Source organism: Nocardioides mesophilus (assembly GCF_014395785.1).
In the GTDB taxonomy this organism is placed as follows: Bacteria; Actinomycetota; Actinomycetes; order Propionibacteriales; family Nocardioidaceae; genus Nocardioides_B; species Nocardioides_B mesophilus.
This window is the reverse complement of sequence record NZ_CP060713.1, coordinates 1,699,594-1,713,619: the sequence shown is the minus strand read 5'-3', so window position 1 is coordinate 1,713,619 and position 14,026 is coordinate 1,699,594. Positions and strand designations below refer to the sequence as shown.

General features: G+C 72.0%; 10 protein-coding genes. 7 read left to right on the top strand and 3 right to left on the bottom strand.

All coding sequences use genetic code 11. The annotated features are described in order from the left end of the window. Positions 1-215 precede the first annotated feature (215 nt). On the top strand, positions 216-2,018 hold the full coding sequence (locus H9L09_RS08085) for an ABC transporter ATP-binding protein (RefSeq protein WP_187580126.1): 1,803 nt from the start codon (positions 216-218) through the stop codon (positions 2,016-2,018). Then, positions 2,015-3,916, top strand: coding sequence for an ABC transporter ATP-binding protein (locus H9L09_RS08080; RefSeq protein WP_187580125.1), 1,902 nt, complete (start codon positions 2,015-2,017; stop codon positions 3,914-3,916). Before H9L09_RS08085 ends, H9L09_RS08080 begins: the two co-directional genes overlap by 4 nt. Before the next feature lie 393 nt (positions 3,917-4,309). Here H9L09_RS08080 and H9L09_RS08075 read toward each other — a convergent pair whose 3' ends face one another. From H9L09_RS08075 to H9L09_RS08065, 3 genes are all read right to left on the bottom strand, one after another. Continuing rightward, complete coding sequence (locus tag H9L09_RS08075) at positions 4,310-6,220, bottom strand: amylosucrase (RefSeq protein WP_187580124.1); 1,911 nt, start codon at positions 6,218-6,220, stop codon at positions 4,310-4,312. 240 nt (positions 6,221-6,460) lie between these two features. Next, positions 6,461-6,946, bottom strand: coding sequence for an SRPBCC family protein (locus tag H9L09_RS08070; protein ID WP_187580123.1), 486 nt, complete (start codon positions 6,944-6,946; stop codon positions 6,461-6,463). Positions 6,947-6,955: 9 nt separating this feature from the next. Then, positions 6,956-7,954 (bottom strand): EamA family transporter, encoded by a 999-nt coding sequence (locus H9L09_RS08065; protein ID WP_187580122.1) that lies wholly within the window; start codon positions 7,952-7,954, stop codon positions 6,956-6,958. Between the two features lie 381 nt (positions 7,955-8,335). Between H9L09_RS08065 and pdhA the strand changes: the two genes are divergently transcribed. From pdhA to H9L09_RS08040, 5 genes are all read left to right on the top strand, one after another. Then, positions 8,336-9,448 carry a pyruvate dehydrogenase (acetyl-transferring) E1 component subunit alpha gene (gene pdhA / locus H9L09_RS08060; RefSeq protein ID WP_246456473.1) on the top strand — a complete coding sequence of 371 codons (1,113 nt, stop codon included), beginning with the start codon at positions 8,336-8,338 and terminating at the stop codon, positions 9,446-9,448. Continuing rightward, positions 9,448-10,431 carry an alpha-ketoacid dehydrogenase subunit beta gene (locus H9L09_RS08055; RefSeq protein ID WP_187580120.1) on the top strand — a complete coding sequence of 328 codons (984 nt, stop codon included), beginning with the start codon at positions 9,448-9,450 and terminating at the stop codon, positions 10,429-10,431. Before pdhA ends, H9L09_RS08055 begins: the two co-directional genes overlap by 1 nt. A 48-nt stretch (positions 10,432-10,479) precedes the next feature. Next, positions 10,480-11,946, top strand: a complete 1,467-nt coding sequence (locus H9L09_RS08050; RefSeq protein ID WP_187580119.1) for a dihydrolipoamide acetyltransferase family protein — start codon at positions 10,480-10,482, stop codon at positions 11,944-11,946. A 104-nt stretch (positions 11,947-12,050) separates the two neighbouring features. Further along, positions 12,051-12,698: a GntR family transcriptional regulator gene (locus H9L09_RS08045; protein WP_187580118.1), complete on the top strand. Its 648-nt coding sequence runs from the start codon at positions 12,051-12,053 to the stop codon at positions 12,696-12,698. Next, positions 12,695-13,993, top strand: coding sequence for an MFS transporter (locus H9L09_RS08040; protein WP_246456353.1), 1,299 nt, complete (start codon positions 12,695-12,697; stop codon positions 13,991-13,993). Before H9L09_RS08045 ends, H9L09_RS08040 begins: the two co-directional genes overlap by 4 nt. Positions 13,994-14,026: the final 33 nt, after the last annotated feature.

Below are 14,026 nucleotides of genomic sequence, written 5' to 3'. Positions count from 1 at the left end.
GGGGTACGGCGGTCCGGGCAGTCCGGGCCGGCCGGGCCCGGCAGTCCCGGGGGGGCAGTCCCGCCAGTTCGGACCGGAGGCAGTCCGGCCAGTTCGGGGCGAAAAAAATCGGTTTGGGAGTGTCAGACGCATCACGTAATCTGTGCCTTACAACTTTGAGCTGGGCCCCGGCGATCCCGTGTGCCCGCACGTCACGAGGGGACTGCCACCAGCAGATGTCGTCACCAGCGCCAGCAGTGCCGCCGACCGGCCCGGATCCTGACCGCCAGCCGCCCGCCGGAGTGCACTCGCTGTGGCGGCTGCGCGGCTACCTCCGCCCGCACCTTCCCTCGCTGGCGATCATGCTCAGCACCGCGCTGGTCGGGGTGGGGCTCTCCATCGCGATCCCGCTGGTGACCAAGGCCATGATCGACGGCCCGATCACCGACGGGGACATCGACCCGGTGCTGCCGCTGGGGCTGCTGGCGCTCGCGCTCGGCGTGCTCGAGGCGGTGCTGATCTTCTGGCGGCGCTGGGTGCAGTCCACCACCGTGCTCTCGGTCGAGACCCGGATGCGCCACGACCTCTACGCGCGGCTCCAGGAGCTGCCGATGGCCTTCCACGGCCGCTGGCAGTCCGGGCAGCTGCTCTCCCGGGTCACCACCGACCTCAGCAGCATCCGCCGGTTCTTCGGGTTCGGGATGCTGTTCCTGGTCATCAACGTGGTCCAGCTCGTGGTGGTCACGATCGTGCTGCTGAACATGTACTGGCCGCTCGGCCTGGTGGTGGTCGCGACCGCGGTGCCGATCATCACCCTCTCCAACCGCTTCGAGCGGCGCTACGTGCTGATCTCGCGACGCGTCCAGGACGAGCAGGGCGACCTCGCCACCCTCTCCGAGGAGGGCGCCGTCGGGATCCGGGTGATCAAGTCCTTCGGGCGCAGCCGGCACGTGTCCGAGGCCTACGAGCGTGCCGTCACGACGCTCTACGACACCTCGATGGACAAGGTCCGGCTGTCGGCGAAGTTCTGGACGTTCCTGGAGATCATCCCCAACGTCGCGGTCGTGGTGGTGCTGCTGCTCGGCGCCCTCGGCGTCGGGCGGGGCGACCTCACCCCCGGCACGCTGGTCGCGTTCATCACGCTGATGCTCTCGCTGGTCTGGCCGATCGCCGCGCTCGGCTACATCCTGGCGATGGCCCAGGAGGCCATGACCGCGGCCGCCCGGATCCTGGAGATCTTCGACACCGAGCCGGCCATCGTCTCCGGCGACCGGGTGCTCACCGAGCCCGAGGGCCGGCTGCGCCTCGAAGGGGTCGGCTTCGCCTTCCCCGACGAGCCCGACCGGCCGGTGCTGCACGACCTCGACCTGGTCGTGGAGCCCGGCGAGACGGTCGCGATCGTCGGCGCCACCGGCTCCGGCAAGACCACCCTGACCGCCCTGGTGCCGCGGCTGTACGACGTGACCGCCGGCCGGGTCACCATCGACGGGGTCGACGTGCGCGAGCTGGAGCTGGAGAACCTCCGCACCATCGTGGCGACCGCCTTCGAGGACCCGACCCTGTTCTCGATGAGCGCCCGGGAGAACCTCGCCCTCGGCCGCCCGGACGCCACCGAGGAGGAGATCCTCGAGGCCGTCGAGGTCGCCCAGGCCGCCTTCGTCCACGACCTGCCCTGGGGCCTGGACACCCGCATCGGCGAGCAGGGGATGTCGCTGTCCGGCGGTCAGCGGCAGCGCCTCGCGCTCGCCCGGGCGGTGCTCGCCCAGCCCAAGATCCTGGTGCTCGACGACACCCTCTCGGCCCTCGACGTGCACACCGAGAAGCTGGTCGAGGAGGCGCTGCGGCGAGTGCTGGCGCACACGACGGCGATCGTCGTGGCCCACCGGGCCTCCACGGTGCTGCTCGCGGACAAGGTCGCGCTGCTGCAGGACGGCAGCATCACCCATGTCGGACGGCACAGCGACCTGCTCGCCACGGTGCCGGCGTACCGCGAGCTGCTCGCAGCGGACGTCGAGGAGCTCGAGGAGGTGGGCGCGTGAGCACCCAGACGCAGGACCGCCCGGAGCTCCCCGCCCAGGGACCGGTCAAGGCCCAGGACAAGGACTGGCGCGGCGTCGCCGCCGACGGCCACGAGGTGACCGAGGAGGTCTCCGGGCTGCTCAAGGCGCGCTCACGCCGGCTGCTCGGCGAGCTGCTGCGCCCCCACAAGAAGTGGGTGTGGATCCTCGTCGCCATCGTGCTGGTGGAGAACGCCGCGCGGCTCTCGATCCCCTACCTGGTCAAGGTCGGCATCGACAGCGGCATCCCGCCGATCAAGGAGAGCGGCGACACCTCGGTGCTCTACACCATCGTGGCGATCGCCTTCGGCGCCACGATCGTGCAGGCGATCAGCCGGCGGACCTTCCTGGTGCGCTCGGGCCGGATCGGCCAGGACATGCTGTTCGAGGTGCGCCGGCGGGTGTTCCGGCACTTCCAGAAGCTCAGCCCCGCCTTCCACGACGAGTACACCTCCGGCCGGGTCATCTCGCGCCAGACCTCGGACATGGACGCGATCTACGAGATGCTCGAGACCGGGTTCGACGGTCTGGTGACCGCCGTCCTCACCCTGGCCGGCACCGCGGTGCTGCTGCTGGTGCTCGACGTCAAGCTCGCCCTTGTGGCGCTGCTGTGCTTCCCGTTCCTGCTGCTGCTCACCAACTGGTTCCGGCGCGAGTCGGCGACGACGTACCGCACCACCCGCGAGAAGGTCGCGCTGGTCATCGTGCACTTCGTCGAGTCGATGCTCGGCATCCGCGCAGTGCAGGCGTTCCGCCGCGAGCCGCGCAACCAGGAGATCTTCGACGACGTCAACGACCAGTACCGCCTCGCCAACCTGCGGGCGTTCCGGCTCGTCGCCTGGTTCATGCCCGGGATCAAGCTGATCGGCAACGTGACGATCGCCGTGGTGCTGCTCTACGGCGCCTACCGGGCGTTCCACGGCGAGGTCACCGTCGGCGTGCTGGCCGCGTTCCTGCTCTACCTGCGGCAGTTCTTCGAGCCGATGCAGGAGATCTCGCAGTTCTACAACACCTTCCAGTCCGCCAGCGCCGCGCTGGAGAAGCTGTCGGGGGTGCTGGAGGAGAAGCCGGGTGTGCCCGAGCCGACCGACCCGGTGCCGCTGCGCGACGTCCGCGGCGAGACGCGCTTCGAGGGCGTGGAGTTCTCCTACGTGCCCGGCACCCCGGTGCTGCCCGGCCTCGACCTCGTCGTGCCGGCCGGCCAGACCGTCGCGCTCGTCGGCACCACCGGCGCCGGCAAGACCACGATCGCCAAGCTGCTCTCGCGGTTCTACGACCCGATGGCCGGCCGGGTCACCCTCGACGGGGTGGACCTGCGCGACCTCGACGAGGAGACGCTGCGCCACTCGGTCGTGATGGTGACGCAGGAGAACTACATGTTCGGCGGGACCGTCGCGGACAACATCCGCTTCGGCCGGCCGGAGGCCACCATGGACCAGGTGATCGAGGCGACCCGGGCGATCGGTGCGCACGACTTCATCAGCCGGCTCCCGGAGGGCTACGACACCGACGTCGCCAACAAGGGCGGCCGGCTCTCCGCGGGCCAGCGGCAGCTCGTCGCCTTCGCCCGGGCGTTCCTGGCCGACCCCGATGTGCTGATCCTCGACGAGGCCACCTCCTCGCTCGACGTCCCCTCCGAGCGGTTGGTGCAGCACGCGCTGCGCACGATCCTCGCCGAGCGGACCGCGGTGATCATCGCGCACCGGCTCTCCACGGTGGAGATCGCCGACCGGGTGCTGGTGCTCGAGCACGGCCGGATCGTCGAGGACGGCTCCCCGGCCGACCTGATCGCCGCGGGTCACACCGCCGACGCCGAAGGCCGCCCGGGCACCGGTCGGTTCTCGGCGCTCCACGACGCCTGGCTCGACTCCCTCGCCTGACCCCGCCGAGTCGGCGCGTCTGCAGCGCTGGATCCTGTCGAGTCGGCGCGTCTGCAGCGTTGGGGCCCGCCGAGTCGGCGCGTCTGCAGCGTTGGATCCCGTCGAGTCGGCGCGTCTGCAGCGCTGGACCCCGCCGAGTCGGCGCGTCTGCAGCCGCGCAACGAGAGCGCACCGTGCACCTTCGTTGCTGCTTCAGAGCGAATAATCAGCAACGAGGGCGCATGGTGCGCGTTTGTTGCCGGTCCGGAGCGAATCCGCAGCAACGGCGCCGCAGAGGTGCCTCGGCTGCTGCTGGCGGGATCGGCGGCGTCAGCGGAGGCGCACCCGGGCTGCAGATGCGCCGACTCGGCAGGGGTGAGCGCTGCAGATGCGCCGACTCGGCAGCGGTGAGGGTCAGAGGCGGCGCAGCCAGCGCACCTGGTACGGCCGGAGCCCTGCCGAGCCCTCGGCCCGCTCGTCGCTGACCAGGTCGATGACCGACCCCCAGCCGTCCGGCAGGTCGTACGTCGTCGGGTGCGGTGACACGTTCGCCACGACCAGGACCTGCCCGCGGGCGCTGTCGCGCAGCAGCGCGAACACCCGGGGGTTGCCGCTCCACAGCGCCTCGGTCCGGGCCTGCGCGTGCAGCTGCGGGGTGGCGGCGCGCAGGGCGACCAGCCGACGCAGCTCCGTGAAGATCCGGCCCTCCACAGTGCTCGGGTCGTGACGACGTACGGCGTCGTCCCAGTCCATCCGCGGACGGTGCAGCCACCGGTTGTCCTCGGCGTGGTCGGGGTCGTCGGCGTAGGACCAGTCGTTGCACATCCCGATCTCGTCGCCCATGTTCACCAGCGGGATCCCGCCGAAGGTGAGGATCAGGTGGTGCAGCAGCAGGATCCGGGCGACCGCGGCGTCGACCAGCTCCTCGCCCTGCGGGTCGCCGCCCGCCCGGGCCTCCAGGGCCGCCTCGAGGCCGGCGAGCGAGGCGAGGGAGCCGCTGATCCGCCGGTCTCCGGTGCGTGGGTTCTCCTGGAAGACGGCGCCACGGGCGAAGCTGCCGGGGAAGCCGCCGGAGTAGAAGTCGGACAGGAACGACCGGTGCGCGAACGCGTCCAGGCCGACGGCCCCGGCGTTCTCGTCGGTGATCGCCCAGCCGATGTCGTCGTGCAGCCGTGCGTAGGTCAGCCAGGCGCTGCTCGGCGGGATCTGCGGCATCGCCTGCACGGTGCTGGTCAGCAGCACAGCGTTCTGCTCGGCGAGCGCGCTCCACAGCGTCACCATCAGCACGTTGTGGTAGGCCAGCTCGCACTCCTTGCCGGCCCCCTCGCCCTGCCCGAGGTAGCCGACCAGGTCCTCAGGCGACACGATCGCCTCCGCCAGCAGGATGGTGGCCGGCGCCACGACCCGGCTCAGCGCCCGCCACGCCTGGAGGATCAGGTGCACCTCCGGCTGGTTCTGGCAGTTGGTGCCCATCCGCTTCCACATGAACGCGACCGCGTCGAGCCGGACCACGTCGACGCCCAGGTTGGCGAGGTAGCAGATCACCTCCAGCATCTCCACAAACACGTCGGGGTTCGTGTAGTCGAGGTCCCACTGGTAGTCGTTGAACGTGGTCCACACCCACCGGTCGAGCTCGGGGACCCAGGTGAAGTTGCCCGGCGCGAAGTCGGGGAAGACCTCGGGCAACGTCCGCTCCCAGCGGTCGGGCTCGGTGCGGTCGGGATAGCTGCGGTAATAGGCGAGGTACGCCGGGTCGCCGGCGATCGCCTTGGTGGCCCACTCGTGCTCGCGGGCGGTGTGGTTGCACACGAGGTCGAGGACCAGGCTGATGCCGTCCTCGTGCAGCGCGTCGGCCACGGCGCGCAGGTCGTCCACGGTCCCCACCCGCGGGTCGACCGAGCGGTAGTCGGCCACCGCGTAGCCACCGTCGTTGGGTCCCTGCCGGGGGGTCAGCAGCGGCATCAGGTGGAGGTAGCTGGCGCCGAGCTCGCGCAGGTACTCGATCCGCCCCGGCAGGTCGCTGAGGGTGCCGGCGAACCGGTCGGTGTAGCAGACGTAGCCGAGCATGTCGGTGCGCTGGAACCAGTCCGGCGTGACCAGCCGGCGTTCGTCGAGGGCCCGCAGTCGAGGGGACCGCTCGGCGTGGGCCGTGGCCAGCACGGTGCGCAGCCGGTCGAGCAGCCCGGGGAAGTCGGCGTGGTCGCCGTACAACGGCTGCAGGGTGCGCAGCACGTCCGGCCACAGCGCGTCGAGCCGGGCCGCGAAGGCGGCGTCACGGGCATCGGCCGGCCTCGTCCGGACCGTGTGCTCGGCGGGAGTGCTCATGGCACGACACCGTATCGGTGGAGGCCGGGGGCCCGGTCGCGCCGCAGCCGGCCGGCGCTGCAGATGCGCCGACTCGGCGGGGTTCAGCGCTGCAGATGCGCCGACTCGGCGGGGTTCGGCGCTGCAGTTGCGCCGACTCGGCGGGGTTCAGCGCTGCAGTTGCGCCGACTCGGCGGGGTCCGGCGCTGCAGTTGCGCCGACTCGGCGGGGTTCAGGGCTGCAGTTGCGCCGACTCGGCGGTCAGGGGGTGGGGTCGGTCGGCCGGGAGGCCCGGTCGGCGGTGTCGGCCTCGGCGGCGTCCTTGAGCCGGACCAGCGTCTGCTCGATGCCGCGCCGGTTGCGGGCCGGGAAGCCGGTCGCCTCGATGACGCCGCGCCACAGCCGGTTGTAGCGCGAGTAGTCGAACGTCTCGGTGACCCGGGTGCCGCCGTCCGCGGTCGGCTCGAGCTCGTAGCGCCAGCGGTGGCCGCCGAAGTGCCGCCAGGCGATTCGCCGCTCCGGCTCGAGCTCGACGACCTTGTTGGTGATCTTGTAGGGCACCCCGAACATCTTCATCGAGACGTGGAAGACCGACCCCTTCTCCAGCCGGTCCGGGCCGTCGATGGTGCCCTGCAGCGAGCCGGAGCCGTCGATGCGGGGGTGCTGGTGCGGGTCCGCGACGATCGCGAAGACCACCGCCGGGTCCGCGTGGATGGTGGTGGTCGCCGCCACGGTCTGCTCGCTCATGGAGCGAACCTATCCGGTGGGTTCGAGGTCCCCGTCCGCGGCGGTCTCGGGCAGCGGCTCGCCGGAGGAGGCGAGGGCGACCTCAGGGGTACGCCGTGGCCGCTCCGCGGTGATCACCAGCGCCACCGCGAGGACCACGATCGCGCCGCCGGCGAGCACCGCCCCGGTCACCGCCTCGGAGAGCACCAGCCAGCCCAGGAAGACCGCGACCACGGGGTTGACGTAGGCGTAGGTCGCGACCAGCGAGATCGGCGCGCTGTCGAGCAGCCACACGTAGGCGGTGAACGCGACGACCGAGCCGAACACCACCAGGTAGGCCAGTGCCAGCCAGGTCCGGGCGCTGTAGTCGCCGGTGAACCGCTCGCCGGAGACGAAGCCCAGCACGGTGAGCATGGCGCCGCCGAAGAGCATCTCGTAGACGGTGGTCACGAAGACATCCTCGGGCAGCGGCAGCCGCGGCTGCAGGTAGGAGCCGAGCGCCCAGCACGAGGAGGCGAAGAGCACCAGCAGCGCCGCGCCGAGCGGGAAGTCGCCGGCGCCGCCGCGCCCGAGGAGGACCAGCACGGCCAGGCCGGCGAAGCCGAGCAGCACTCCGGCCAGGGTCAGCGGCCCCGGCCGGTCGCCCTCGGCCACCCGGAAGACGACGATGATCAGCGGCGCGATCGCGATCAGCAGCGCGGTGACCCCCGAGGGCGCCCCGAGGTTCTCCGCCACCGAGACCATGCCGTTGCCGAGGACGGGCAGGAACAGCCCGAGCGCGGCGGCGCCGAGCGCCTGCCGCCGGGTCAGCCGCAGCCGCCGCAGCCCGCCGCGGACGGTGAGGACGGCGCCGAGCAGCACACCGGCGGTGGCGTAGCGCAGCCCCATCGAGGTCAGCGGCGGCGCCTCCTCGACCACGATCCGGATCCCGAGGTAGGTCGAGCCCCAGACGACGTACACGACGACCAGCGCGGTCATCACCAGGCCGAAGCCGGGGGCCCCGGCGGTGCCGGGAACGCGCTGTGACATCGGGTCTCCTCCTCTGCGGCCGGTCAGAGCGTACGGCGGCGGGCCGCCCCGGTCGCGCCGATTCCGGACAGGAACCCGTCGACATCCGGCCAGCAGCGCCCGGCGCCGGGGCTCCGATCGGCGAGCCGCGGGGCGATTGGCCAGCATCGCGCGAGGACCGGTACCTTATGGCCAGGCCGGTCGGTGTGGCACCGGTCACAGCGACGACCGGCACCGGACCACGACGCACCACCCCCGCGTCGAGGAGACGGCGGCGGCCGTCCGCTCCCTGAGCCGGCAGCGGAGACCCCGTGACGCCGACGACACGAAGGAGTGCACGTGAGCGAGAGCGCAGTTCCCCGGTCCTCCACCGCCGGTGACTTCGGCGGCCCCCAGGCCGCCATCGACGAGCTCGGTTCGGCCGAGCTGGTGCAGCTGCTGACCCCCGAGGGCGAGCGGGTCGAGCACCCCGACTTCAGCTTCGACCTGGGTGACGACGCGATCAAGGGCTTCTACCGCGACATGGTGCTGACCCGGCGCATCGACACCGAGGCCACCGCGCTGCAGCGCCACGGCGAGCTCGGCATCTGGGCCCAGCTGCTCGGCCAGGAGGCCGCCCAGGTCGGCTCCGGCCGCGCGCTCCGCCCGCAGGACTTCGTCTTCCCGACCTACCGCGAGCACGGGGTCGCCTGGTGCCGCGACATCGACCCGCTGCGGCTGCTCGGCCTGTTCCGCGGCGTCGACCAGGGCGGCTGGGACCCCAACGAGGGCAACTTCGGGCTCTACACGATCGTGATCGGCGCGCAGACGCTGCACGCCACCGGCTACGCGATGGGCCTGCAGCGCGACGGCGTGGTCGGCACCGGCGACGCGGACCGCGACGCGGCCGTGGTCGCCTACTTCGGCGACGGCGCGAGCAGCCAGGGCGACGTCAACGAGTCGTTCATCTTCGCCGCGTCCTACAACGCCCCGGTGGTGTTCTTCTGCCAGAACAACCAGTGGGCGATCTCCGAGCCGATCGAGCGGCAGAGCCGGATCCCGCTCTACCAGCGGGCGCTCGGCTTCGGCTTCCCCGGCGTCCGGGTCGACGGCAACGACGTGCTCGCGTCGTACGCCGTCACCCAGGCCGCCCTGCAGCGCGCCCGGGACGGCCAGGGCCCCACGCTCGTGGAGGCCTACACCTACCGGATGGGTGCGCACACCACCACCGACGACCCCACCCGCTACCGGCTCTCGGCCGACGTGGAGAGCTGGAAGCTCAAGGACCCGATCCAGCGGGTGAAGGTCTACCTGACCCGCAACGGGCTGGTGGACCAGGACTTCTTCGACGAGATCGAAGACGAGGCAGAGAAGCTCGGCGAGCACCTGCGCGCCGGCTGCAAGGCGCTGCCCGAGCCGCGGATCCTGGACACCTTCGACTACGTCTACGCCGAGCAGACCGCCGAGCTGGCCGCCGAGCGCGACGGCTTCGCGGCCTACCTCGACAGCTTCGACACCACGGCAGGAGCGCACTGATGGCCACCTCGAAGATCACCCTGGCCAAGGGCCTCAACGGCGGGCTGCGCAAGGCGATGGAGGCCGACCCGAAGGTCCTCGTCATGGGCGAGGACGTCGGCAAGCTCGGCGGCGTCTTCCGGATCACCGACGGCCTGCAGAAGGACTTCGGCGAGGACCGGGTCATCGACTCCCCGCTCGCGGAGTCCGGGATCATCGGCACGGCGGTCGGGCTGGCCATGCGGGGCTACCGGCCGGTCTGCGAGATCCAGTTCGACGGCTTCGTCTACCCGGCCTACGACCAGATCGTCAGCCAGGTCGCGAAGATCCACTTCCGGTCGCAGGGCAAGGTCAAGATGCCGCTGGTGATCCGGATCCCGTTCGGCGGCGGCATCGGCGCGGTCGAGCACCACTCGGAGAGCCCCGAGGCGCAGTTCGCGCACACCCCGGGCCTCAAGGTCGTGGCCTGCTCGAACCCGGTCGACGGCTACTGGATGATCCAGCAGGCCATCGCCTGCGACGACCCGGTGATCTTCCTCGAGCCGAAGCGGCAGTACCACGCCGACAAGGCCGAGCTCGACGAGACCGCGACGCCCGACCCGCTGTTCAGCTCCCGTGTGGTGCGGCAGGGCAGCGACCTGACGCTGCTGGCCTACGGCCCGATGGTGAAGACCTGCCTGCAGAGCGCCGAGGCCGCCGCCGGCGACGGCCAGAGCGTCGAGGTGATCGACCTGCGCACGCTGTCCCCGCTCGACATGGGCCCGGTCCTGGAGTCGGTCCGCAAGACCGGCCGCGCGGTCATCGCCCACGAAGCGCACGTCAACCTCGGCATGGGTGCGGAGGTCGCGGCGCGGATCACCGAGGAGTGCTTCTACTCCCTCGAGGCCCCGGTGCTGCGGGTGGGCGGCTTCGACACGCCGTACCCTCCCAGCCGCATCGAGGAGGAGTGGCTCCCCGACCTCGACCGCGTCCTGGACGCCGTCGACCGCTCGCTGGCCTACTGAACCCCCGGGTGGTCGCGCTCGTCGGGACCACGTTCCAAGGAGAGACGCGTGAACGAGTACAAGCTGCCCGACGTCGGTGAGGGCCTGACCGAGGCCGAGATCGTCACCTGGAAGGTGAAGGTCGGCGACGTCATCAAGATCAACGACATCGTCGTGGAGATCGAGACCGCCAAGTCCCTGGTCGAGCTGCCCTCGCCGTACGCCGGCACCATCGCCGCGCTGCTGGTCCCCGAGGGGGAGACCGTCGCGGTCGGCACCCCGATCATCCGGATCAGCGACGGCAGCGAAGCCCCGGAGACCGCGGGTGCGACGCCGCCGGCAGACGTGACCCCGGCGGCCGCGGGCGCCCCGCTCGGCGAGATCGACATGTCGAACCCGGCCGCCACCGGTGGCGGCGAGAACCAGACGCTGGTCGGCTACGGCCCGCGTGAGGGCGCCGCGCACCGCCGGCCGCGCCGCGGCGGCGCGTCGCCGTCCTCGGAGGCCGGCGCCGCTGCGCAGCTGCAGGTGCAGGGGGCGTTCGGCCAGGGCGGCGCGGAGTCCTCCGAGGTCGTCGAGGCCGACGAGCCCGCCGTCCCCGCGACCCCCGCGGCCGCGCCGGCTGCCGGTCCGGCCGCCACCCGGGTGCTCGCCAAGCCCCCGGTCCGCAAGCTCGCCAAGGACCTCGGCATCGACCTGGCCTCGCTGGCCGCCACCGGCCCGCACGGCACCGTCTCGCGCGCCGACGTCGAGGCCGCGGCCTCGGGCGGGGCCACCGGTGCGGCCACAGAGACCGCGCCGGCGGCAGCCACGACGACGGCGTCGTTCGACGGCGCGGCCCGGGAGCGCCGCGAGCCGATCAAGGGCGTCCGCAAGATGATGGCCCAGGCGATGGTCGACTCCGCCTTCTCCGCGCCGCACGTGACCGAGTGGGTCACCGTCGACGTCACCAAGACGATGCGGCTCGTCGAGCGGCTCAAGCACGACCGGGCGTTCGCCGAGGTCAAGGTCTCCCCGCTGCTGGTGGTGGCCAAGGCCTGCATGCTGGCGATGCGCCGGGTCCCCGAGCTCAACGCCACCTGGGACGAGGCCGCCCAGGAGGTCGTCTTCAAGTCCTACGTCAACCTCGGGATCGCCGCGGCCACCCCGCGCGGCCTGGTGGTGCCCAACGTCAAGGACGCGCAGGCGCTGTCGATGGTCGAGCTCGGCGGGGCGATCAACGCGCTGGCGCGCACGGCGCGCGAGGGCCGCACCCAGCCGGCGGAGATGGCCGGCGGCACCTTCACGATCACCAACGTCGGCGTGTTCGGCGTGGACGCCGGGACCCCGATCATCAACCCGGGCGAGTCCGCGATCCTGTGCTTCGGGGCGGTGCGGGAGCAGCCGTGGGTGCACAAGGGCAAGATCAAGGTGCGCTCGCTGACCACGCTGGCGCTCTCCTTCGACCACCGGCTCATCGACGGCGAGAAGGGCTCCCGGTTCCTCAGCGACGTCGCCGCGATCCTCGAGGACCCGGCCACCGCGCTGCTGCACTGAGCGGGCCGCCGTACCCCCGCCGAGGGGGCCCCGGCGGCACCGGACGCCGGGAGGGTGGACTCCCGTCGTCCGGTGGGCGACGAACCGCCTAAAATGGTCGCGGCATGAGCCAGTCCCCCGCGTCCGTCCCCGCCCCTCGGCGGGCCTACGACTACGCCAAGTGGGCGATCCTGAGCGCGGTCTACGAGAGTGGCGCGGTGATCACCGTGACCGGCCTCGGCCGCGAGCTGGGGGTCGGCCGCACCTCGGCCCGCGACGCTCTGGTCCGGCTCGAGTGCGAGGGGCTGGTCACCCTGGTCCCCGGCCGCGGCGCCGTCGTCAACGAGTTCTCGCTGCACCAGGTCGAGGACATCCTGGAGGCCCGGGTGCTGGTGGAGAACCACACCGCCGGCCGCTCCTTCGCCGCCCGGCAGGCGCTGCTGCCGGCGGTCGAGTGCGTCCACGAGGAGATGCGGCAGCGGCGCCGGGAGCAGGACACGGCCGGCTTCACCGACGCGGACCGCCGCTTCCACGAGCTGATCGTGGACGCGGCCGACAACTCGGTGCTCTCCGCGGTCTACCGCACCCTGCGCGAGCAGCAGACCCTGTTCACCTCCACGATGGTCCGCGGCCGCACCGACCGCATGGACGCCGCGATCGCCGAGCACGCCCGGATCGTCGAGGCGCTGCGCGGTGACGACGCGGAGGCTTTCTGCTCGGTGGTCAACGAGCACCTGCGCTGGTCGATCGCCCTGGCCCGGGAGTCGCATTGACCGGTCCCGTCCCCGCGGGGGGCCGCCGCGCCCGGGTGGTGTGGCTGACCGCCGTCGCGGTCTACTTCCTCGCGGTGTTCCACCGCTCCTCGCTCGGCGTCGCCGGGATCTCGGCCACCGAGCGCTTCCACATCTCCGCCTCCCAGCTGTCCACGTTCACGGTGCTGCAGCTGCTCGTCTACGCCGGGATGCAGATCCCGGTCGGGGTGCTGCTGGACCGCTTCGGACCGCAGCGGCTGCTGCTGGCCGGCGCGCTGTTCATGACCGCCGCCCAGCTGGGGTTCGCCTTCACCGGCACCTACGGCGGGGCGCTGGTCGCGCGGGTCTTCGTCGGCATGGGCGACGCGATGGTCTTCATCAGCGTGCTGCGGATCATCGCCTCGTGGTTCCCGCCGATGCGCAACCCGATCCTCACCGCGTGGACGGCGCTGCTCGGCCAGTGCGGCGCGCTGGTGGCGGCGATCCCGCTGGCCCGCTCGCTGCACCAGTTCGGGTGGACCACCACCTTCGCGGTCAGCGCCGCGGTCGGGCTGGTGCTCGGCCTGCTGGTGGTGCTGATCGTCCGCGACGTCCCGCCCGGGGCCCCGTCGTCGCGGGCGGCCAAGGACGTCCGGACCGTCGGGCGCGACCTGCGGGCGTCCTGGCGGGACCCGGGCACCCAGCTCGGGCTGTGGTCGCACTTCACCGCCCAGTTCGGGGCCAACGTGCTCGGCCTGCTCTGGGGCTACCCGTTCTTCGTGCACGGCGAGCACACCGGCCGGACCACCGCCGGGCTGCTGCTCTCGCTGCTGGTGGTGACGATGATGGTCGGCGGCCCGCTGGTCGGCGGCTACATCGCCCGGAACCCGTGGCACCGCTCCACCCTGGTGCTCGGCATCGTGCTGGCGATCATGCTCACCTGGGCCGCGGTGCTGCTGTGGCCGGGGGACGCGCCGGTCTGGCTGCTGGTGCCGATGGTGGTGGCCACCGGCCTCGGCGGCCCGGGGTCGATGGTCGGCTTCGACGTCGCCCGCACCTTCAACCCCTCCGCCCGGCTGGGCTCGGCCACCGGCATCGTCAACGTCGGCGGCTTCGTGGCCTCGCTGCTGGTGGTCTTCGCGGTCGGGGTGCTGCTCGACGTGCTGACGCCGGGGGAGTCCACCGACTACTCCTCGCACGCCTACACCGTCGCGATGTCGGTGCAGTACGTCGGCTGGATCGGCGGCGGCCTGCTGGTGTTCCGGTTCCGCCGCCGGGCCCGCGCGCACCTGCAGGCCACGCAGCCGCAGGTGTGGCGCGGCATGACCGGCAGCTGACCGGCGGCTGACCGGCGGCTGACCGGCCCGCTG

Coding starts and splice junctions, on each gene's coding strand:
- H9L09_RS08075 (WP_187580124.1), bottom strand. CDS start 6,220: ATGAGCACTCCCGCCGAGCACACGGTCCGGACGAGGCCGGCCGATGCC.
- H9L09_RS08070 (WP_187580123.1), bottom strand. CDS start 6,946: ATGAGCGAGCAGACCGTGGCGGCGACCACCACCATCCACGCGGACCCG.
- H9L09_RS08065 (WP_187580122.1), bottom strand. CDS start 7,954: ATGTCACAGCGCGTTCCCGGCACCGCCGGGGCCCCCGGCTTCGGCCTG.
- H9L09_RS08045 (WP_187580118.1), top strand. CDS start 12,051: ATGAGCCAGTCCCCCGCGTCCGTCCCCGCCCCTCGGCGGGCCTACGAC.
- H9L09_RS08055 (WP_187580120.1), top strand. CDS start 9,448: ATGGCCACCTCGAAGATCACCCTGGCCAAGGGCCTCAACGGCGGGCTG.
- H9L09_RS08085 (WP_187580126.1), top strand. CDS start 216: ATGTCGTCACCAGCGCCAGCAGTGCCGCCGACCGGCCCGGATCCTGAC.